Source organism: Bacillus hominis (genome assembly GCF_018332515.1).
GTDB lineage: Bacteria > Bacillota > Bacilli > Bacillales > Bacillaceae_G > Bacillus_A > Bacillus_A hominis.
Genome location: NZ_BOQD01000062.1, coordinates 1 through 21,490 on the forward strand (window position 1 = coordinate 1; position 21,490 = coordinate 21,490).

The window sequence follows — 21,490 nt, forward strand, 5'->3', positions numbered from 1 at the left end:
TAAAAAAGATACTAAAGAGTAAAACATCTTATAAGAATTATGGTAAAATTTAATAGTTATAATGTGTTTCTTGAAATATATGATGATTTAGGATAATATCATTAATGGATAAATAGGTTGCGATGGAGGGTCTATATGTCAAACAGATTTGCAGTGATTCTGGCTGCAGGTAAAGGCACACGTATGAAGTCCAAGCTATACAAAGTGCTTCATCCTGTATGCGGAAAACCGATGGTACAACATGTAGTTGATCAAGTATCTCAATTAGGATTGCAGAAACTTGTAACAGTCGTTGGACATGGTGCTGAAAAGGTACAAGAACAGCTAGGAAACGTAAGTGAGTTTGCATTACAAGCAGAACAACTTGGTACAGCCCATGCTGTAGATCAAGCTGCAAGTGTACTTGCAAATGAAGAAGGAACAACTTTAGTTATTTGTGGTGATACACCTCTAATAACTGCTGAAACGATGGAAGCATTGCTTCAGCAACACGAAGAAGCAGGAGCAATGGCAACGGTGCTAACAGCTTACATAGAAGAGCCTGCTGGATATGGCCGTATTGTTCGTAATGAGAATGGTCATGTCGAAAAGATTGTTGAGCATAAAGATGCAAATGAGGAAGAATTAGCTATTAAAGAAATCAATACGGGTACGTATTGTTTTGATAATAAAGCTTTATTTGCTTCACTTTCTAAAGTTTCAAATGATAATGTACAAGGTGAATATTACCTTCCGGATGTTATTGAGATTTTAAAAAATGAAGGTCATATCGTATCAGCTTATCAAACAGAGCACTTTGCAGAAACATTAGGTGTTAACGACAGAGTCGCTCTATCGCAAGCGGAAATTATTATGAAAAATCGTATCAACCGAAAGAACATGGTAAATGGTGTTACAATCATTGATCCAAGTAACACATACATTTCTGCTGATGCAATTATTGGTAGTGATACAGTTCTTCACCCAGGAACGGTTATTGAGGGTAACACTGTAATTGGTTCTGATTGTGAAATTGGACCGCATACAGTAATTCGCGATAGTGAAATTGGAGATTGTACGGTAATTCGTCAATCTACTGTACATGACAGCAAACTTGGTACAGAAGTATCGGTTGGTCCATTTGCACATATTCGCCCAGATTCAGTTATTGGAGATGAAGTGCGCGTTGGAAACTTCGTAGAAATCAAAAAAACTGTTTTTGGTAATAGAAGTAAAGCTTCACACTTAAGTTATATCGGGGATGCACAAGTTGGAGAAGACGTGAATCTTGGTTGTGGTTCAATTACGGTGAACTACGACGGCAAGAATAAATTTAAAACTGTAATTGGTAACGGGGTATTTATTGGATGTAATTCAAACCTTGTTGCTCCTGTAACAGTTGAAGATGGTGCTTATGTGGCAGCAGGCTCTACAATAACAGAGAATGTTCCATCAAAAGCATTATCAGTAGCACGTGCACGTCAGGTTAATAAAGAAGACTATGTTGATCAATTGCTGAATAAGAAAAAATCATAATGTGGAGGGTTAATCTAGATGTCGACTCAATATCTAAATTCTAATTTGAAAGTATTCTCTTTAAACTCTAATAAGGAACTTGCTGAGCAAATCGCAAAGCATATTGGAGTAGGACTAGGAAAATGTTCTGTTGATCGTTTTAGTGATGGAGAAGTTCAAATTAACATTGAAGAAAGTATCCGTGGTTGCGATGTATTCATTATTCAATCTACAAGCTTCCCAGTAAACGAACATATCATGGAATTACTTATTATGATTGATGCATTAAAACGTGCATCTGCAAAAACAATTAATATTGTTATTCCTTACTATGGTTATGCGCGTCAAGACCGTAAAGCGCGTTCTCGTGAACCAATTACATCGAAACTTGTAGCAAACTTGCTTGAAACAGCAGGTGCAACTCGTGTAATCACTCTAGATTTACATGCTCCACAAATTCAAGGATTCTTTGATATCCCGATTGACCACTTAATGGGTGTACCGATTCTTTCAGATTACTTTGAAGCAAAAGGCCTTAAAGATATCGTAATCGTATCTCCTGATCACGGTGGTGTAACTCGTGCTAGAAAAATGGCAGATCGCCTAAAAGCGCCAATCGCTATTATTGATAAGCGTCGTCCTCGTCCGAATGTATCGGAGGTAATGAACATTATCGGTAACATCGAAGGCAAAACAGCAATTTTAATTGATGACATCATTGATACAGCTGGTACAATTACATTAGCGGCAAACGCTCTTGTTGAGAACGGTGCTTCTGAAGTATATGCTTGTTGTACACACCCAGTATTATCTGGTCCAGCAATTGAGCGTATTCAAAATTCGAATATTAAAGAGTTAGTTGTAACGAACTCTATCGTATTACCAGAAGAGAAGAAAATTGATAAAGTGCATGAACTTTCAGTTGCTCCATTAATCGGAGAAGCAATCATTCGTGTATACGAAGAAGAATCTGTAAGTGTATTATTCAATTAATTGGATAGAATGAGACGTAACCAAGCTTGGTTACGTCTTTTCGTATCGAAAAAAGAAAGTAGTGGTACAAGAATGAAATTAATAGTAGGACTTGGGAACCCAGGTAGAGAATATGAATTAACAAGGCATAATATTGGGTTTATGGCGATCGATGAACTTGCAAAGCGTTGGAATATTTCTTTGAATGAACAAAAATTTAAAGGAGTATTTGGTGCAGGCTTTGTTAATGGGGAAAAAGTAATCTTACTAAAGCCACTTACATATATGAATTTATCTGGGGAAAGTATCCGTCCGCTCATGGATTATTATAAAATTGATGTTGAGGACTTCATTGTTATGTACGATGATTTAGATATTCCTGTAGGTAAATTACGCCTTCGCATGAAAGGTAGTGCGGGTGGACATAATGGTGTGAAATCAACAATTTCACATTTAGGAACACAAGAATTTCAACGTATCCGCATGGGAATCGATCGTCCGAAAAATGGGATGAAAGTAGTAGATTACGTATTAGGACGTTTTACATCTGAAGAAATAGCTGGCGTTAATCAATCCATTGAAAATGCAGCAGATGCATGTGAGGAATGGTTAAATAAACCTTTTCTCCAAATCATGAATACTTTTAATAGTTAAGCGCACAATCTGGAATATTTTATTTTGTTTTATCCCATACTAGTAGCAATTGGATATTTAGGAGGCTAGTATGGAAGGTTATTATTACTGTAGACATTGCGGAAGTAATGTGGGCTCCATTATCGCAGAAAAAGTATATAGCGACGTTTTGTTTCAACTAACAGAGCAAGAAGTAGCGGATATGATTCATTTTCATGAGAATGGAAATATATATATAAAAACGATTTGTGAATCGTGTCAAGGAACGCTCGCATCTTATCCTGAGTATTACGAATATGAAAAATTTCTGCAATAAAATGTTGTCGCTTTGGCATGTCCAAAGCATTTTTCTGTTTTCTTTTTCCAAAATATTTGCATAAAATATAGTAACTTGCTCTTTATGTTGAGAGGAGTTTTGAAAATGATAGGTTTATTAGAGCAATTTTATAAAAATGAAGAAATACAATCGGTTATTAATGGGCTAGAAAATGGGTTGAAAGAACAACTTGTATCGGGTATGGCAACATCCTCTCGTTCATTATTAATGGCAGCTTTATATAAAAAAACAAAGCAATCACAACTTATTGTGACGCACAATTTATACCAGGCACAAAAAGTACATGAAGATTTAGTGGCGTTACTTGGTGAAAAAGATGTTTGGCTATATCCGGTAAATGAATTGATAGCATCGGAAGTTGGTGTTGCAAGTCCAGAATTGAAGGCGCAGCGTATTGAAGTTTTAAATCGCTTAGCTGCGGGAGAGAATGGGATTATTGTAGCGCCAGTTGCAGGGTTGCGTAGGTTTTTACCAATAAAAGAATTATGGAAGCAAAGGCAAATTGAAATCAATCTAGGGCAAGAGATTGATTTAGATGCACTCTTGCATACTTTACATCATATTGGCTATGAGCGTAAGTCGATGGTAGAAGCTCCAGGGGAGTTCAGTTTACGCGGGGGAATATTAGATATTTATCCATTAACTGAAGAATTACCATTTCGTATTGAATTCTTTGATACGCAGGTTGATTCTATTCGATTATTTGATGTGGATGAACAGCGCTCTCAAGATAAAAAGGAAAGTGTTAAGTTCGGCCCAGCAACAGAGTTTTTATTTTCACAGGAAGAATTGAAATCGGGAATTAAGCATCTTGAAGAAGGTTTGACTAAGACGATGCAAAAGCTTTCCGATGATAAATTAAAGACTACTGTGCTTGAGACGGTTAGTCATGAAATTGAAATGTTGAAAAACGGGCAAAGTATAGAACAAATGTTTAAATATTTATCTATTTTCTATAAAGAACCTGCTAGTCTAATAGATTATTTACCAGAAAACGGTGTTGTAATTTTAGATGAGATTTCCCGTATTCAAGAAACAGCATCGCATCTTGAAACAGAAGAAGCGGAATGGTATATCTCACTTCTTGGAGAAGGAACAATTATTCAGGATTTATCTTTCTCTCACTCATTTGAGGGATTTCTTCATCATAAGAAAAGAAGTTTTGTATATTTGACACTATTCTTACGTCATATAGCACATACACATCCGCAAAACATTGTGAATGTGACATGTAAAACGATGCAAGATTTCCACGGACAAATGCAGTTGTTAAAAACTGAAATTGATAGATGGAATGAAGGGCATTTTACGACCGTTGTGCTCGGAACAGATGATGAACGCGTAAAAAAACTACAACATATTTTAAGTGATTATGATATTGATGCAGACATTGTAGAGTCCACAGATATCTTATTGCCTGGAAGGTTACAAATTGCTGTAGGTGATTTACATGCAGGCTTTGAAATGCCGATGCAAAAGTTTGTTGTCATTACTGAAAAGGAGCTTTTTCATAAGAAAGTTAAAAAATCACAACGTAAGCAAAAGTTATCTAACGCTGAACGTATTAAAAGTTATTCAGAATTAAAAGTTGGAGACCATGTAGTTCATGTAAATCATGGTATAGGTAAATTTTTAGGTATTGAGACATTAGAGATTAATGGTGTCCATAAAGATTATTTAAATATTAAATATCAAGGTAATGATAAGTTATACGTTCCAATTGAACAAATTGATCAAGTGCAAAAATATGTAGGGTCTGAAGGTAAGGATCCAAAAGTCTATAAATTAGGCGGTAATGATTGGAAGAAGGTCAAAACGAAAGTTGAAAAATCTGTACAAGACATTGCAGATGACCTAATTAAATTATATGCCGAGCGCGAAGCCTCAAAAGGTTATGCATATACACCAGATACAGCAGAGCAACAAGAGTTTGAATCTTTATTCCCATATCAAGAGACAGAGGATCAATTACGTTCTATTGAAGAGATTAAGAAAGATATGGAACGCGGACGTCCTATGGATAGGCTTCTTTGTGGTGACGTAGGGTATGGAAAGACCGAAGTAGCTATTCGTGCGGCATTTAAAGCAATTATGGATGAAAAACAAGTTGCGATTTTAGTGCCGACAACAATCCTTGCACAACAACACTATGAAACAATTCGAGAGCGTTTTCAAGATTACCCAATTAATATAGGATTACTAAGTAGATTCCGCACGCGAAAACAACAAAATGAAACGATTAAAGGTTTAAAAGATGGAACGGTGGATATTGTAATCGGAACGCATCGTATTTTATCTAAAGATGTTACTTATAAAGATTTAGGACTTCTTATTATTGATGAGGAACAAAGATTCGGCGTTACGCATAAAGAAAAAATTAAACAGTTGAAAGCAAATGTTGACGTGTTAACATTAACGGCAACTCCGATTCCACGTACACTTCATATGTCTATGCTTGGTGTGCGCGATTTATCTGTTATTGAGACACCACCAGAGAATCGTTTCCCAGTACAAACATATGTAGTAGAGTATAATCCAGCATTAATGCGAGAAGCGATAGAGCGAGAACTTGCAAGAGGTGGTCAAATTTACTTCCTATATAACCGTGTGGAGGATATTGAAAGAAAAGCAGATGAAATTTCAATGTTAGTTCCAGATGCTCGTGTAACATACGCACATGGGAAAATGAATGAAGGTGAATTAGAGTCTGTTATGCTATCGTTTTTAGAAGGGCAGCATGATGTTCTTGTAAGTACAACAATTATTGAGACGGGTGTAGATATTCCGAATGTAAATACATTAATTGTATTTGATGCAGATCGTATGGGATTATCGCAGTTGTATCAGCTTCGAGGGCGCGTTGGACGTTCTAATCGCGTCGCGTATGCATACTTTGCATACAAACGTGATAAAGTGTTATCGGAAGTCGCAGAGAAGCGTCTGCAAGCAATTAAAGAGTTTACAGAGCTTGGATCTGGTTTCAAAATTGCGATGAGAGACTTATCAATTCGTGGTGCGGGTAATTTGTTAGGGGCAGAACAACATGGATTTATTGATTCTGTCGGATTTGATCTATATTCTCAAATGTTAAAAGATGCAATTGAGCAACGTAGAGGGACAGATGGAGTTGAAAATACCGTTAATGTTGAAATTGATTTAGAAGTAGATGCATATTTACCGGATGCGTATATTTCAGATAGTAAACAAAAAATTATGATGTATAAACAATTTAGAGGTATTTCTGCAATTGAAGATATTGAAGAGTTGCAGGAAGAGATGATCGACAGATTTGGTGATTACCCACAAGAAGTTGGTTATTTATTACAAATTGCAAACATTAAAGTGTTGGCGATGAAAGAACAAATTGAGTTAATTAAGCAAAATAAATTTGAAGTAACATTCCTGTTTTCTGAACAAGCGAGCCAAAATATAGATGGTGGAAAATTATTCATGCTAGGGAATAGTTTTGGGCGTATGATCGGTCTTGGCATGGAAGGGTCACAATTGAAAATTGTAATGAAAACGAATGGATTAGAGACATCGAAATGGTTAACAATTGCTGAAAATTTGTTAAAAGGCTTACCAGATGTAAAAAAAGAAGTAATAAATGCCTAATATAAGATAAAAAATACAATTCGACGTGCATAGAAGAACTAATGTGTAAAATACTATGCTTAACAGTTGGTGATTTTTACATGAACAGGTAAATTCACCACTTTGATCATCAGTAGAAAGTGAGGCAGCATTAGAATGAAAGCAACTGGAATCGTACGTCGAATTGATGATTTAGGCAGGGTAGTAATCCCGAAGGAAATTCGTAGAACTTTACGTATTCGAGAAGGAGACCCACTAGAAATATTTGTTGATCGCGATGGAGAAGTAATTTTGAAAAAATATTCTCCAATTAGTGAACTAGGTGATTTTGCAAAAGAATATACAGAAGCTTTATACGATAGTTTAGGACATAATGTGCTTGTATGCGATCGTGATTCTATTATCACGGTGGCGGGCGTATCTAAAAAAGAATACTTAAATAAAAGTGTTGGCGATTTAATTGAGAAGACAATGGAAGGGCGTAAGTCTGTAATTATGACAGACGAAAGTGATATTGCCATTATCGATGGAGTAACAGAAAAAGTGAGCTCCTATACAATTGGCCCGATTGTTGCGAATGGGGATCCAATTGGAGCTGTTATTATCTTTTCTAAAGATGCTATCATAAGTGAAGTAGAGCATAAGTCAGTAAATACAGCTGCAAGTTTTTTAGCGAAACAAATGGAGCAGTAGTGAAATGTAATTTCTATAAGTAGCAATCTTTCCTAATTATGATATTTCTATTTGAGAAAGTAACTATTTGGAGATATAAGTATATTGAATGAAGGTAGCGCTTTGCTACCTTTTTTCATTGAATATTTTTGCTGTTGAAAGAAGTCAGTGAATGTAAGGAATATGAAGGAGAGCCAGTTTTCCTTTATGATATAATACGAGGGGTGAGAATAGAAAAAGGAGTTTTCTTGTATGGAAGCGAAGAAGTACCAAGCCTTCTGGCGTGGGGCTATTATATTAACAATCGCAAGTTTTGTTACGAAAGTATTAAGCGCCTTTTACCGTATTCCATATCAAAATATAGCGGGTGATGTTGGTTTTTATATTTACCAACAAATTTATCCGTTTTATGGATTTTGTTTAATTCTAGCCACTTATGGGTTTCCCATCATTATTTCAAAAATGGTCGCAGAAAGATTAGAACGAGGAAAACAAAAAGAAGCAGAAGAAATTATTTGTGTATCTTTTTGGTTTTTATTAGGAATTGGCTTTATAGGATTTTTCACATTATTCTTTGGGGCCGAAACAATTGCAGCGGCTATGGGTGATATACATTTAGATAAATTATTACGTGTTATTTCGTTTTCATTCCTATTAATTCCATTTTTATCTGTAGCGAGAGGATATTTTCAAGGATTCAATAATATGATGCCGACGGCTGTTTCGCAAGTAATTGAACAAACGATTCGTGTTTCTATTATTGTATTTTTATCACTATTCCTTATTGCTCATGGGTTTGATTTATATACAGTTGGTGCTGGTGCTATGCTAGGTTCAATTGCAGGCGGGCTTATTGGGGGTATCGTACTTTTACTTTATATGCGTCATGATTTCCATGCTATTTTCTTTAAAAGTTGGAAGAGAATTGAAGGTAAAAAAAGGATTATTCGAATTCTTTTTTGGCAGGGATTAGCGATTTGTGTTAGTAATTTAGTCCTTATTTTTATACAAATGGCGGACTCTATTTCCTTTTATACCTTGCTTATTCGCGCGGGAGAGCAAGTTGAAAATGCAAAGGTACTAAAAGGTGTTTATGATAGAAGTATCCCGCTTATGCAATTAGGTACTGTTGTGACAACTTCTTTCTCATTGTCACTTATCCCTATTATTACAGCGGCGAAAGAAAGAGGAGATCTTTCATTTATTCAAGAAAAGGTAAAGTTAGCAATGAAAATAACATTTGTTATTGGATTTGCAGCTGCTATTGGATTAACTTGTATTATTCAACCTACAAATATTATGTTGTTTGAAAATAGTGATGGATCAGATGTGTTATCGATTTTATCTTTATCTATTTTATTTAGTTCATTGTCAATTACAACTGCTTCTATTTTGCAAGGGGTGGGACAAACATTAAAACCAGCAATATTCGTTGTATTTGGAGGGTGTTTGAAGCTAGCTTTAAATTATATATTAATGCCATATTTTGGTGTAAAGGGAGCTGCGATTGCAACTTTAGTTGCGCTTATTGTAATTGCCTTGCTAAATAGTGTGTTACTTATGCGAGCTGTATCGGAGCCGCTTATTGATAGGCGGAATATGTTAGGTGTAGCTATTAGTGGTATCGGTATGGGGTTTGTATTAATAATCTTTATGCGTATGTTGCGAATGTCTGGATTAGTAATTGATACAGGACATAGAGGGATTGCGACGCTTGAAGCGCTGTTAGGTGTAGCTATCGGCGGATTAGCATATATGTTTTTAATTTTAAAATTACGTGTATTTACAAAAGAAGAATTAGGAAACGTTATGAAGCAAGAGAAAAAAGAAGGTTCATTGAAGAAGAGTGGATAGAGGTGACTGGTTGTGAGTGGAATCATTACTATTTTAGGATTAGGTGCTGGTGAGTTAGATCAGTTAACGATGGGTGTATATCGAAAGATAAAAGAAGCTGACCATATGTTTGTTAGAACGAAGGAACACCCAGTTATAGAAGAATTGGAGCAAGAAGGTATAAAATATACAGCTTTTGACGATGTATACGAAGCGCATGATACATTTGAAATCGTATATGAAACAATCGCGAATAGGTTGTTAGAACAAGCAAAAGGTACAGAAATCATTTATGCAGTTCCTGGTCATCCGCTTGTAGCAGAGAGAACAGTTCAGCTACTTTTGGAAAAAGGAGAAGTAGAAAATATTGAAGTGCGACTTGAAGGGGGACAAAGTTTCCTTGATCCGATGTTTGCGAGTCTAAAGATTGATCCGATTGAAGGATTCCAATTAATTGATGCTACATCATTTGAAAGAGGACAATTAGAATTACGTCAACATTTAATCTTTTGCCAAGTGTATGATGCGTTCGTTGCTTCAGATGTGAAACTGATGTTAATGGAGATGTTGCCAGATGATTATGAAGTGTATATCGTAACAGCTGCAGGAACTTCATTTGAGCAAGTAAAAAAGGTACCGTTATACATGTTAGATCATGAAACGGAGTTAAATAATTTAACGAGTGTATATGTACCTCCAGTTAAGGAACGTGCGTCTTTGTATCAGCAGTTTGATGTGCTTAGAGCAATTATTGCGGATCTTCGTGGACCGAATGGTTGCCCATGGGATAAAAAGCAAACTCATCAATCTTTAAAGAAATACTTAATTGAAGAAGCGTATGAAGTGCTAGAAGCAATTGATGAAGAGGATGATGATCATTTAGTAGAAGAACTTGGTGATATATTATTACAAGTTATGCTTCATGCTCAAATTGGGGAGGATGAAGGTTGGTTCTCTATAGATGATATTATTCGTACTTTAGCTGAGAAAATGGTTCGTCGTCATCCGCATGTGTTTGGGAATACGGATGTAAATAATGCTGATGAAGTGATTGCAAATTGGGAAGAAATTAAAAAACAAGAAAAAGGATTTGTTAAAGAATCTGTTTTAGCGGGTATTCCAAAAAGCTTGCCACAGCTAATGCGTGCTTATGAAATTCAGAAGAAAGCCGGAAAGGTTGGATTTGATTGGGTTGATGTGCAGCCGATGATAGAGAAGGCCTTAGAAGAATGGCAAGAATTCCAACAAGAAGTTGTAAACATGGATGAGGAAAAGATGCTAGGTGAATTTGGTGATTTACTATTTGCATTTGTTAATATAGCTCGTCATTATAAATTAGATCCAGAAGAAGCGTTGCGTTCAACTAATGAGAAATTTATGGGGCGTTTTTTATACATGGAAGCAAAAGTAGCTGAAATGAATAAGGAAATGCAAGATTTATCATTAGAACAGTTAGATGCTTTATGGGAAGAGGCAAAACAAACAGAGCGTTAATAGGGGGATTTGATATGCGTCTAGATAAATTTTTGAAAGTATCACGCTTAATTAAAAGAAGAACATTAGCAAAAGAAGTATCTGACCAAGGAAGAATTTCGATTAATGGTCAAGTGGCAAAAGCGAGTTCAGATGTGAAGGTAGAGGATGAATTAACAATTCGTTTCGGTCAAAAAATAGTAACTGTGAAAGTAAATGAATTGAAAGAAACAACTAAAAAAGAAGATGCAGCAAACATGTATAGCTTAGTTCGTGAGGAAAAAGTGAAAGCGGAAGAAGGCTTGTTCTAAAATAGGTTATCCCTTCATACATTACTATTAGCTAGTATAAAGCTATGGGGGGATTTTCGTGAATAATGGTTACTCACCTATGTCTTCTAATCAACAAAATGTTTCTGTAGAGCATGATATTATCATGCGTGGCAGGCGTGTAATCGATATTACTGGTGTAAAGCAAGTAGAGAGTTTTGATAGCGAAGAGTTTTTACTTGAGACTGTAATGGGTTTTTTAACAATTCGTGGTCAAAATTTGCAAATGAAGAATTTAGATGTAGAAAAGGGTGTTGTATCAATTAAAGGGAAAGTTCATGAGATGCTGTATATTGATGAGAACCAAGGGGAGAAAACTAAAGGCTTCTTTAGTAAGTTGTTTAAATGAGCCTAACAATTCAGTTGTATACAATGCTTTCAATGATTGGAATGGGTGCTTGGATTGGTGCCTCTTTAGATACATATCAACGGTTTTTAAAGCGCCAAGAGCGGAAACGTTGGCTTGTATTTATACATGATATACTATTTTGGATTGTCCAAGCATTATTCGTTTTTTATGTATTACTGCGTGTGAATGAAGCCGAACTACGTATATATGTATTTTTGGCGTTGCTATGTGGTTTTGCAGCATATCAAAGCTTATTGAAAGCACTATACATGAAGATGTTAAATTTTCTCATCTATATTTTTGTACAAACAACACAATTTTTTGTTCGAATTATACAGCTACTCATGATAAAACCTGTTATTATTATAGCGCAGCTATTTATTGCATTTATATTATTCTTATTTCGTATACTGCTTTCAATTGGACATGTGTTATGGAAAATGGTGATTTGGATATTACTTTTCATATGGAAAGTTTTTTTCTCGCCTGTTCGATTTATTGCTTCGCTCATATGGAAACTTCTCCCTAATCGTGTTAAACTTTTTATAATGAAGCATGTAGGGTTCCTGCAATATGTAGCAAAATTGAAGGGACATATCTTCCAATTATGGGAGCGTATAAAAAAGAAGTTAGGGGGACCTCGGAAATGAGGGAACTGAGACAAAGAACAATCGAAAAACAGAGTCCAAATCCTGTTAAAGAACATATAATACAAACGGATGAGAACAGGAAGCGACTTTATCGCCGTTTAGCGGTTTTTCTTGTCTTTGCTTTTACAATTATTGCTAGTATTAGTGTGACGTTTTATCAACAAAATAGTTCCATTAAAGCAAAAGAAGCAAAAGTTAAGGACATGAAAAAAGAACTGGATTCATTAACGAAAAAAGAAAAGAATCTAAAAGATGAAGTTCAAAAGTTGAATGATGAAGAGTACGTTTTAAAGATTGCTAGAAGGGATTATTTCTTCTCCGGAAAAGGGGAGATAATTTTTCCTGTTTCTAAGTAGAGTATGTCTTATTGACACTGTATTTTAGGATTATATATAATAAAGTAAAATTTGACTTTTTAACCACTAAGGAGGAGCATTTTTTTTATGTCAATCGAGGTAGGCAGCAAGTTACAGGGTAAAGTAACAGGTATTACAAATTTTGGCGCTTTTGTGGAGCTGCCAGAAGGCTTAACAGGTCTTGTTCATATTAGTGAAGTTGCTGATAATTATGTGAAAGATATTAACGATCACTTAAAAGTAGGCGACCAAGTAGAAGTAAAAGTTATCAATGTTGAAAAAGATGGCAAAATTGGCCTATCTATTAAAAAAGCGAAAGAACGTGAAAAAACAGAAGGAGATCGTCCACGTGGTGAATACCAACGTGGTGGTGATCAACAACGTTCTGGACGTCCACAACGTAATAATCGTTCTTCCAACAGAGATAACCGCGGTGGCGGTAACGAAAGAGCTCCAAAAGAAACATTTGAGCAAAAGATGGCACGCTTTTTAAAAGATAGTGAAGATCGTTTAACTTCTTTAAAGCGTAACACAGAGTCTAAACGTGGTGGCCGTGGCGCACGTCGCGGATAATAAGTCCGTTTAATTCTTAACATATAGAGAGGTACCCAGAGTAATTACTTGGGTACTTTTTTATGTGAGAGAATATATTTTTAAAAAAGTTTTTGAGATGTGTTGACTTTAAAACGTATCTGATGTAAGATACTAATTGTCCGTTAAATACGACGACATGGCGGTGTAGCTCAGCTGGCTAGAGCGTACGGTTCATACCCGTGAGGTCGGGGGTTCGATCCCCTCCGCCGCTATATTTAATTTAACGGCCCGTTGGTCAAGTGGTTAAGACACCGCCCTTTCACGGCGGTAACACGGGTTCGAATCCCGTACGGGTCATCTGAAAAGATCATGCAAATTTGCATGATCTTTTTTTGTTAAATATAAATTAAGACGTACAATACTTCTACAAAATCACCCTATATTTTCTGAACATTCATTTAATTTATTTTAAATAAATTAAATACTATGTATATATGTAGATTTATTTCGAATAAAAAGTCGAACGATTATAAAAGTCAAAACTGTTGTTTTGACAAAAAAACCAATGATCATCTTTTATAATAACAGTAATTAAACTATGCAGGTGGTGTTAAAAATATGCCTAAAGCAGGAAGGAATACTATGAATACAAGTGCATTGGCGATGAATGAAAGTCAGCTTGGAACAATAAAGTGGACGAGTAAGTTGCGAATGAAGTTTGAACAAGTTTTCTTTAGATGGGGATTCATTATTGCTGTTATTGGTTTTCTTTTGGGACGAGCATATATATTAACAAACATTTTACCGTTTGCATTGCCGTTTTTCGCTGCTGTTTATGTTATGAAGCGAGATAAAATGCCGCTCGCGTTCTTAGCCCTAATGGGGGGAGCACTTTCAGTTTCAATAGATAATTTATTTTTTACTTTTGCATCTATCTTTACCTTCTTTATTTATAATATCTTCTTTAGTCGGTTTACACGTAAAACTGTTGGACTTGTACCATTCCAAGTATTTATCTCCGCATTAACCGCACATTTAGTTGTTGTATATTTTGCACAGCAAACCGTCACCATGTATGATCTGCTCGTCAGTACGATCGAAGCGGGGCTTAGCTTCGTATTAACGATGATATTTTTACAAAGTGTTCCGCTTTTAGTGGAAAGGAAAGGGAAGCAACAAGCGTTAGAAACAGAAGAAATTGTTTGTTTAATTATATTACTAGCATCTGTTTTAACGGGCACAACGGATTGGTTTGTTTATGATGCTTCTATTCAACATATTTTCACTAGATATTTAGTATTAGTATTTGCCTTTATTGCAGGGGCAGCTACAGGGTCCACAGTAGGAGTTGTCACTGGGTTAATATTAAGTTTAGCGAATGTGGCTAGCTTGTCTCAACTTAGTCTCCTTGCCTTTTCAGGGTTGCTTGGGGGATTGTTAAAAGAAGGGAAGCGTATAGGAGTTAGTTTAGGTTTATTAATTGGTACAAGCTTAATTACATTATATGTAGACAAGCAAACAAGTATTGTAACAACTTTAATTGAATCTGGTGTAGCAATTGTTTTCTTCTTATTAACACCGAAGCTTGTTATGGATCGTATTGCTAAATTTATGCCGGGTACACAGGAACATTCACAAGATCAACAACAATATTTAAGAAGAGTGCGCGATGTTACAGCGAACAAAATCAATCAATTTGCTAATGTATTTGCTGCTTTGTCTAATAGCTTTTCTGTATATGGGTATGTGGAGGAGGAAGATAAAGAAACAGAAGCTGATTTATTTTTAAGTACAATTACTGCAAAAACATGTCAAACATGCTTTAAGAAGGATCAATGTTGGGTAGTTAATTTTGATAAAACATACGATTATATGAAACAAATAATGAGTGAGACAGAAGAAGGAACGCTACAGCATAATCGGAAGTTAGTTCGTGAATGGGACAAGTATTGTGTGAGAGGGAAGAAAGTAACGGATTTAGTAGCGGGTGAATTAGATCATTTCTATGAGGGGCAAAAATTAAGAAAACAAATGAAGGAAAATCGTAGAATTGTAGCGGAGCAATTACTAGGTGTATCAAAAGTGATGGAAGATTTCGCTAAGGAGATACAACGAGAAAGAGAGAACCATCAAGCACAGGAGGAGCAAATTTTACAAGCGTTTCGTGATTTCGGTGTCGAAGTGGAGCATGTTGATATTTATTGTTTAGATAGAGGAAGTATTGATATTGAAATGTTGATTCCAGCTGCATCTAATGAACATGGGGAATGTGAGAAGTTGGTTGCTCCAATGCTTTCAGATATTTTAAAAGAGAATGTCGTCGTTAAGCATGAAGAGAAATCCTCATATCCAAATGGGCACAGTTTAATATCATTTGGTTCAGCGAAGACGTATTCTCTTGATACAGGGTTGGCCACAGCTGCAAAAGGTGGTGGGTTTGTTTCAGGTGATTCCTACGCGATGATGGATTTAAGCGTTGGTAAATATGCACTTGCGATTAGTGATGGTATGGGAAATGGACAAAGGGCTCATATGGAGAGTAGGGAAACGGTAAAATTATTACAAAAGATACTTCAATCAGGTATTGATGAAGAAATAGCGATTAAGTCCATCAATTCAATTCTTTCTTTAAGGACGACAGAGGAGATGTATACAACGCTTGACTTGGCTATGGTAGATTTACGGGATGCGAGTGCGAAGTTTTTAAAGATTGGATCGACGCCGAGTTTTGTTAAACGCGGAAATAATATTTTGAAAATTGAGGCAAGTAATTTACCGATGGGAATCATTGAAGATGTTGAAGTTGATGTGGTTGGTGAGCAATTAAAAACGGGTGATCTTCTTATTATGATGAGTGACGGTATTTTTGAGGGAGCGCAACATGTGGAGAATCACGAATTATGGATAAAACGTAAAATTAAAGAACTACAAACAGAGGATCCACAGGAAATTGCTGATATTATTATGGAAGAAGTAATTCGCTCTAGTGATGGTTATATAAATGATGATATGACCATTGTGGTGGCGAAAGTAAAGAAAAATATGCCGAAGTGGGCTACGATTCCAATAGTAGGAATGCAGGCGCAATAAAATAATCAAAAAAACCTAGGTAGATACCTAGGTTTTTTTAATTAAAAAGGTAATGTGATTACTTTGTTAAATATACAGGAAGGATGTAAGATAAAAATATGGATTTTGTACATCTTTTTTTTGCACAATGTTTGTAAAAGTTGTACCATTATATACAAGGTAACTAATGTTGTTGTTCTTGTTTAATGAAAGGTGATTGCGAAGTTGAAAGATGCATTTGTTGAAAAAGTAGATGACTTTGTAAAGCAGCATGATGTATTAAAGAAACATTCAACAATTGTTGTAGGGGTTTCTGGTGGTCCTGACTCTTTGGCTCTTTTATATTATTTGTTAGAAAAAAGGGCAGAAAAACAGCTCGAAATTGTAGTAGCACATGTGGATCATATGTTTAGAGGTAATGAATCTCATGAGGATCTACAGTTTGTGGAGGGTCTTTGCAAAGAGCTAGGAGTTATTTGTGAAACGCTAAGGATTAATGTGTCGCAATATCAACAGCAATATGGAATGAATACACAAGTTGCTGCTAGAGAATGCAGATATGCATTTTTGGAAAGAATAATGAAGAAATATGATGCGAGGTATGTAGCTCTTGGTCACCATGGAGATGATCAAGTAGAGACGATTTTAATGCGCCTTGTACGAGGGAGTACTCCGAAAGGATACGCAGGAATTGCAGTGAAGCGTTCTTTTCATAATGGATATTTAATTAGGCCGTTACTTGGAGTAACTAAGGAAGAGATTGTTGATTACTGCAATAAATTAAAAGTTATTCCGCGTATAGATCCGAGTAATAAAAAGGAAGTATATACAAGGAATCGATTACGTAAATATGTCCTTCCTTATTTGAAAGAAGAAAATCCACAAATGCATGAGAAATTTCAAAAATTTAGCGTGCAGATGCAAGAGGATGAGGCCTATTTGCAGGAATTAGCTTTTGAGAAAATGAATAAAGTAATTACAAAAAAAAGCGATAAACAAATTAGCTTATCAATTCCTGCCTTTGAATCCATGTCTATGTCTTTACAAAGAAGAGGGATTCAACTAATATTAAACTATCTTTATGAATATAAGATTCCATCTTCGCTTTCTTCTATACATATTGACAAGGTGATTGAATTTTTTAAGCGGGCACAACCTTCGGGTTCACTAGATTTTCCAGGTGGTTTGAAAATTGTTCGCACATACGAAGAATGTAGTTTTGGATTTAAACAAGAAATTGTTTCTCCTTTTTCGCAAGATTTATCAGTACCTGGGACAATTATATTGCCGAATGGGGATAAACTTGTAACAGAGGTGAGCGAAGATATACCGAGTAACATGAATGAAACAGTATTTGTTGCTAAGTATAATGATATATCGTATCCACTTCGTATTCGGTCTAGGGAAAATGGAGATCGCATGTCAATGCAAGGTATGGATGGTACAAAAAAGATAAAGGCTATTTTTATCGAAGCGAAAGTACCGAAAGAAAAAAGAGAAGAATGGCCGATCGTTTGTGACGCAAGTGGGAATATTATTTGGGTACCCTTGTTGAAACGATCTGCATTTGCTACTTCGAAAGAGATAGCAAAGAAGGGTAAATACATGATTATTCACTACAAAAGCAAGGAGTCTTCCGGGAGGATAATGAAATGATGAATCAAGATATCGAAAAAGTATTAATTTCTGAAGAACAAATACAGGAAAAGGTGCACGAACTAGGTGCAGTTATTGCAGAGGATTACAAAAATACAGTACCTCTTGCGATTGGTGTACTAAAGGGCGCAATGCCATTTATGGCAGATTTATTAAAGAGAACAGATACATATCTTGAAATGGATTTTATGGCTGTATCTAGCTACGGTCACTCTACAGTTTCGACAGGCGAAGTAAAAATCTTAAAAGATCTTGATACTTCTGTAGAAGGTCGCGATATTTTAATCGTTGAAGATATTATTGATAGCGGTCTTACACTAAGCTATTTAGTAGACCTGTTTAAATATCGTAAAGCGAAATCTGTAAAAATTGTTACGTTATTAGATAAGCCAACAGGCCGTAAGGTTGATCTGAAAGCAGATTATGTTGGATTTACTGTTCCTCATGAATTTGTTGTAGGATATGGATTAGATTATAAAGAGCAGTACCGTAATCTTCCTTATGTAGGAGTATTAAAACCAAGTGTTTACTCAAATTAATTAAATACAGGCGTTACAATTGTATAGGAAAGTTTTTCTATGTTACGATTTACTATAGTGTTTATGCCGTGAGAGGAGGTTAGGAATGAATCGTATCTTCCGTAATACCATCTTTTATTTACTGATATTCTTAGTAGTAATTGGAATCGTAAGCTATTTTAATGGTTCGACGCAAAAAACGACATCAGTTAGCTACGATAAATTCATTACTCAACTTGAAAAAGGTGAAGTGCGTAATGTGCAGCTTCAACCGAAAAATGGTGTGTTTGAGGTAAAGGGACAATTCAAGACTTCTAGCCAAGGAGAACAATTTGTTACTTATGCACCAAATACTGAGGAATTACAAAAGAAAATTAATGATAAAGCGCAAGGGGCTGAAGTTAAGTATCAACCAGCAGAAGAAACAAGTGCTTGGGTAACGTTCTTCACTTCTATCATTCCGTTTGTCATTATCTTCATTTTATTCTTCTTCTTATTAAATCAAGCTCAGGGCGGCGGTAGCCGTGTTATGAACTTCGGGAAAAGTAAGGCGAAGCTATACAATGATGAAAAGAAAAAAATTCGTTTCAGAGATGTTGCTGGAGCGGATGAAGAGAAACAAGAACTTGTTGAGGTAGTTGAATTCTTGAAAGACCCTCGTAAGTTCGCTGAAGTTGGTGCCCGTATTCCGAAGGGTGTTCTATTAGTGGGACCTCCAGGTACAGGTAAAACTTTACTAGCACGTGCTGTTGCAGGTGAAGCAGGCGTTCCGTTCTTCTCTATTAGTGGTTCTGACTTCGTAGAGATGTTCGTCGGTGTCGGTGCATCACGTGTACGTGATTTATTTGAAAATGCAAAGAAAAATGCTCCTTGTATCATTTTCATTGATGAAATTGATGCAGTAGGACGTCAACGTGGCGCGGGTCTTGGCGGTGGTCATGATGAGCGTGAACAAACGTTGAACCAATTGCTTGTTGAAATGGATGGATTCGGTGCAAACGAAGGTATTATTATCATCGCTGCGACAAACCGTCCTGATATTCTTGATCCGGCGTTATTACGTCCAGGTCGTTTTGACCGTCAAATTACAGTAGATCGTCCAGATGTAAATGGTCGTGAAGCTGTACTTAAAGTACACGCTCGTAATAAACCGCTTGATGAGAATGTCAACTTAAGAGCAATTGCAACTCGTACACCAGGATTCTCTGGTGCCGATCTTGAAAACTTATTAAACGAAGCTGCTTTAGTAGCTGCGCGTCAAGATAAGAAGAAAATTGATATGAGTGACATCGATGAAGCAACGGATCGTGTTATTGCAGGTCCAGCTAAGAAAAGTCGTGTTATCTCTGAAAAAGAACGTAATATCGTTGCATTCCATGAGGCTGGCCATACTGTAATTGGTGTTGTCCTTGATGAAGCAGATATCGTTCATAAAGTAACAATTGTCCCTCGTGGTCAAGCTGGTGGATATGCGGTAATGCTTCCGAAGGAAGATCGTTACTTCATGACAAAACCAGAGTTACTTGATAAAATCACTGGTTTACTTGGTGGCCGGGTAGCTGAGGAGATTGTATTTGGTGAAGTAAGTACAGGTGCTCACAACGACTTCCAACGTGCGACTGGTATTGCAAGACGTATGGTTACAGAATTCGGGATGAGTGATAAGCTTGGACCGATGCAATTTGGTAGCTCACAAGGTGGTCAAGTGTTCTTAGGAAGAGACTTCCATTCAGAACAAAACTACAGTGATGCAATCGCGCATGAAATTGATGTGGAAATGCAAACAATTATTAAAGATTGTTATGCTCGTGCGAAAGACATTCTTACTGAAAAACGAGATAAGCTTGATATTATCGCGAAAACGTTACTTGAAGTAGAAACATTAGATGCAGAGCAAATTAATCATTTATATGATTATGGCAGATTACCTGAGCGTCCAACATCTTCAGATGATGTGAAAGTAAACATCAATATGAAGAAAGACGATGAAGATACAGAAGATAAGTAAGAGATGAAGGAGTGACAATAGTCACTCCTTTTTTTGTGGAATGAATTTAAGTGGCAAAAAAGTTTAAATAAAACTAGTATTAAAAATTGAAATAGAGAGTAATCTTTTTGTACAATGATGAGGATAGAAAAGCTGATTATATAAGTATGTGTGATATGATGTTTTTATAAGTTTTGTACATACTGCACAAATATAGATTAAATAAGATAAGTGGTGAGAATATGATTTTTGTATTGGATGTAGGGAACACAAATGCGGTATTAGGTGTGTTTGAAGAGGGGAAACTTCGTCAGCATTGGCGCATGGAAACAGATCGTCATAAAACAGAAGATGAGTATGGGATGCTTGTAAAGCAGTTACTTGATCATGAAGGTCTTTCTTTTGAAGATGTGAAAGGTATTATTGTGTCTTCAGTCGTACCGCCAATTATGTTTGCTTTAGAGCGTATGTGTGAAAAGTATTTTAAAATTAAACCACTTGTAGTGGGGCCTGGGATAAAAACTGGCTTGAATATTAAATATGAAAATCCACGTGAAGTAGGCGCGGACCGAATTGTAAATGCAGTAGCAGGAATCCACTTATATGGAAGTCCGCTTATTATTGTTGATTTTGGTACGGCTACTACATATTGTTATATTAACGAAGAGAAGCATTATATGGGTGGCGTTATTACGCCGGGAATTATGATTTCGGCAGAGGCGTTATATAGTAGAGCAGCAAAGCTTCCTCGTATTGAAATTACAAAACCAAGTAGTGTTATTGGGAAGAATACAGTAAGTGCGATGCAATCAGGTATTCTTTATGGATACGTTGGACAAGTGGAAGGTATTGTTAAGCGTATGAAAGAAGAAGCTAAGCAAGAACCGAAAGTTATTGCAACAGGTGGATTAGCGAAATTAATTTCAGAAGAATCAAATGTAATTGATATTGTAGATCCGTTTTTAACGTTAAAAGGTTTGTATATGTTATATGAACGTAATGCAAATTTACAGTATGAGAAAGGTGAATAAATA

The 21,490-nt window shown here is 36.0% G+C and carries 18 protein-coding genes and 2 tRNA genes; all 20 read left to right on the top strand.

The window, feature by feature from the left end; genetic code table 11:
* Positions 1-135: 135 nt before the first annotated feature.
* The 20 genes from glmU to KI356_RS08095 all read left to right on the top strand — a co-directional run bounded on the left by glmU (position 136) and on the right by KI356_RS08095 (position 21,487).
* Entirely contained in the window at positions 136-1,515 is a 1,380-nt protein-coding gene (gene glmU, locus KI356_RS08000) for a bifunctional UDP-N-acetylglucosamine diphosphorylase/glucosamine-1-phosphate N-acetyltransferase GlmU (RefSeq protein ID WP_128283432.1), read from the top strand.
* An 18-nt stretch (positions 1,516-1,533) separates the two neighbouring features.
* Positions 1,534-2,487 (top strand): ribose-phosphate diphosphokinase, encoded by a 954-nt coding sequence (locus KI356_RS08005; RefSeq protein WP_002091580.1) that lies wholly within the window; start codon positions 1,534-1,536, stop codon positions 2,485-2,487.
* A 72-nt stretch (positions 2,488-2,559) separates the two neighbouring features.
* Positions 2,560-3,120 (top strand): aminoacyl-tRNA hydrolase, encoded by a 561-nt coding sequence (gene pth / locus KI356_RS08010; RefSeq protein ID WP_307856578.1) that lies wholly within the window; start codon positions 2,560-2,562, stop codon positions 3,118-3,120.
* A gap of 70 nt (positions 3,121-3,190) precedes the next feature.
* Positions 3,191-3,415, top strand: coding sequence for an anti-sigma-F factor Fin (locus KI356_RS08015; RefSeq protein ID WP_128283430.1), 225 nt, complete (start codon positions 3,191-3,193; stop codon positions 3,413-3,415).
* A gap of 105 nt (positions 3,416-3,520) precedes the next feature.
* Positions 3,521-7,051 carry a transcription-repair coupling factor gene (mfd, locus tag KI356_RS08020; RefSeq protein WP_128283429.1) on the top strand — a complete coding sequence of 1,177 codons (3,531 nt, stop codon included), beginning with the start codon at positions 3,521-3,523 and terminating at the stop codon, positions 7,049-7,051.
* 135 nt (positions 7,052-7,186) lie between these two features.
* Positions 7,187-7,723, top strand: a complete 537-nt coding sequence (spoVT, locus tag KI356_RS08025) for a stage V sporulation protein T (RefSeq protein ID WP_128283428.1) — start codon at positions 7,187-7,189, stop codon at positions 7,721-7,723.
* A gap of 231 nt (positions 7,724-7,954) precedes the next feature.
* Positions 7,955-9,556 carry a putative polysaccharide biosynthesis protein gene (locus KI356_RS08030; RefSeq protein WP_212935204.1) on the top strand — a complete coding sequence of 534 codons (1,602 nt, stop codon included), beginning with the start codon at positions 7,955-7,957 and terminating at the stop codon, positions 9,554-9,556.
* Positions 9,557-9,568: 12 nt separating this feature from the next.
* On the top strand, positions 9,569-11,029 hold the full coding sequence (gene yabN / locus KI356_RS08035) for a bifunctional methyltransferase/pyrophosphohydrolase YabN (RefSeq protein ID WP_128283426.1): 1,461 nt from the start codon (positions 9,569-9,571) through the stop codon (positions 11,027-11,029).
* Between the two features lie 14 nt (positions 11,030-11,043).
* On the top strand, positions 11,044-11,319 hold the full coding sequence (locus KI356_RS08040; protein WP_002009677.1) for an RNA-binding S4 domain-containing protein: 276 nt from the start codon (positions 11,044-11,046) through the stop codon (positions 11,317-11,319).
* Positions 11,320-11,377: 58 nt separating this feature from the next.
* Positions 11,378-11,686 (top strand): sporulation protein YabP, encoded by a 309-nt coding sequence (yabP, locus tag KI356_RS08045; protein WP_001059101.1) that lies wholly within the window; start codon positions 11,378-11,380, stop codon positions 11,684-11,686.
* Positions 11,683-12,336: a spore cortex biosynthesis protein YabQ gene (yabQ, locus tag KI356_RS08050; protein ID WP_128283425.1), complete on the top strand. Its 654-nt coding sequence runs from the start codon at positions 11,683-11,685 to the stop codon at positions 12,334-12,336. Before yabP ends, yabQ begins: the two co-directional genes overlap by 4 nt.
* Entirely contained in the window at positions 12,333-12,692 is a 360-nt protein-coding gene (divIC, locus tag KI356_RS08055) for a cell division protein DivIC (RefSeq protein ID WP_002124547.1), read from the top strand. The genes yabQ and divIC overlap by 4 nt, the downstream gene beginning before the upstream one ends.
* Positions 12,693-12,779: 87 nt before the next feature.
* Positions 12,780-13,265: a S1 domain-containing RNA-binding protein gene (locus KI356_RS08060; RefSeq protein WP_002009683.1), complete on the top strand. Its 486-nt coding sequence runs from the start codon at positions 12,780-12,782 to the stop codon at positions 13,263-13,265.
* Between the two features lie 159 nt (positions 13,266-13,424).
* Positions 13,425-13,498, top strand: a tRNA-Met gene (locus tag KI356_RS08065).
* 13 nt (positions 13,499-13,511) lie between these two features.
* A tRNA-Glu gene (locus tag KI356_RS08070) sits at positions 13,512-13,583 on the top strand.
* A gap of 261 nt (positions 13,584-13,844) precedes the next feature.
* Positions 13,845-16,316 carry a stage II sporulation protein E gene (spoIIE, locus tag KI356_RS08075; protein WP_212935205.1) on the top strand — a complete coding sequence of 824 codons (2,472 nt, stop codon included), beginning with the start codon at positions 13,845-13,847 and terminating at the stop codon, positions 16,314-16,316.
* Between the two features lie 204 nt (positions 16,317-16,520).
* A complete protein-coding gene (gene tilS / locus KI356_RS08080; RefSeq protein ID WP_128283423.1) occupies positions 16,521-17,951 on the top strand; it encodes a tRNA lysidine(34) synthetase TilS in 1,431 nt (476 codons plus the stop codon).
* Positions 17,948-18,490, top strand: a complete 543-nt coding sequence (gene hpt / locus KI356_RS08085; RefSeq protein ID WP_002124550.1) for a hypoxanthine phosphoribosyltransferase — start codon at positions 17,948-17,950, stop codon at positions 18,488-18,490. Before tilS ends, hpt begins: the two co-directional genes overlap by 4 nt.
* An 85-nt stretch (positions 18,491-18,575) precedes the next feature.
* The gene (gene ftsH / locus KI356_RS08090; RefSeq protein ID WP_128283422.1) at positions 18,576-20,477 is read left to right on the top strand and encodes an ATP-dependent zinc metalloprotease FtsH; all 1,902 of its coding nucleotides are present in this window, start codon (positions 18,576-18,578) and stop codon (positions 20,475-20,477) included.
* A gap of 221 nt (positions 20,478-20,698) precedes the next feature.
* Positions 20,699-21,487: a type III pantothenate kinase gene (locus KI356_RS08095; protein ID WP_128283421.1), complete on the top strand. Its 789-nt coding sequence runs from the start codon at positions 20,699-20,701 to the stop codon at positions 21,485-21,487.
* Positions 21,488-21,490: the final 3 nt, after the last annotated feature.

Coding starts and splice junctions, on each gene's coding strand:
- glmU (WP_128283432.1), top strand. CDS start 136: ATGTCAAACAGATTTGCAGTGATTCTGGCTGCAGGTAAAGGCACACGT.
- KI356_RS08005 (WP_002091580.1), top strand. CDS start 1,534: ATGTCGACTCAATATCTAAATTCTAATTTGAAAGTATTCTCTTTAAAC.
- pth (WP_307856578.1), top strand. CDS start 2,560: ATGAAATTAATAGTAGGACTTGGGAACCCAGGTAGAGAATATGAATTA.
- KI356_RS08015 (WP_128283430.1), top strand. CDS start 3,191: ATGGAAGGTTATTATTACTGTAGACATTGCGGAAGTAATGTGGGCTCC.
- mfd (WP_128283429.1), top strand. CDS start 3,521: ATGATAGGTTTATTAGAGCAATTTTATAAAAATGAAGAAATACAATCG.
- spoVT (WP_128283428.1), top strand. CDS start 7,187: ATGAAAGCAACTGGAATCGTACGTCGAATTGATGATTTAGGCAGGGTA.
- KI356_RS08030 (WP_212935204.1), top strand. CDS start 7,955: ATGGAAGCGAAGAAGTACCAAGCCTTCTGGCGTGGGGCTATTATATTA.
- KI356_RS08040 (WP_002009677.1), top strand. CDS start 11,044: ATGCGTCTAGATAAATTTTTGAAAGTATCACGCTTAATTAAAAGAAGA.
- yabQ (WP_128283425.1), top strand. CDS start 11,683: ATGAGCCTAACAATTCAGTTGTATACAATGCTTTCAATGATTGGAATG.
- divIC (WP_002124547.1), top strand. CDS start 12,333: ATGAGGGAACTGAGACAAAGAACAATCGAAAAACAGAGTCCAAATCCT.
- KI356_RS08060 (WP_002009683.1), top strand. CDS start 12,780: ATGTCAATCGAGGTAGGCAGCAAGTTACAGGGTAAAGTAACAGGTATT.
- spoIIE (WP_212935205.1), top strand. CDS start 13,845: ATGCCTAAAGCAGGAAGGAATACTATGAATACAAGTGCATTGGCGATG.
- hpt (WP_002124550.1), top strand. CDS start 17,948: ATGATGAATCAAGATATCGAAAAAGTATTAATTTCTGAAGAACAAATA.
- ftsH (WP_128283422.1), top strand. CDS start 18,576: ATGAATCGTATCTTCCGTAATACCATCTTTTATTTACTGATATTCTTA.
- KI356_RS08095 (WP_128283421.1), top strand. CDS start 20,699: ATGATTTTTGTATTGGATGTAGGGAACACAAATGCGGTATTAGGTGTG.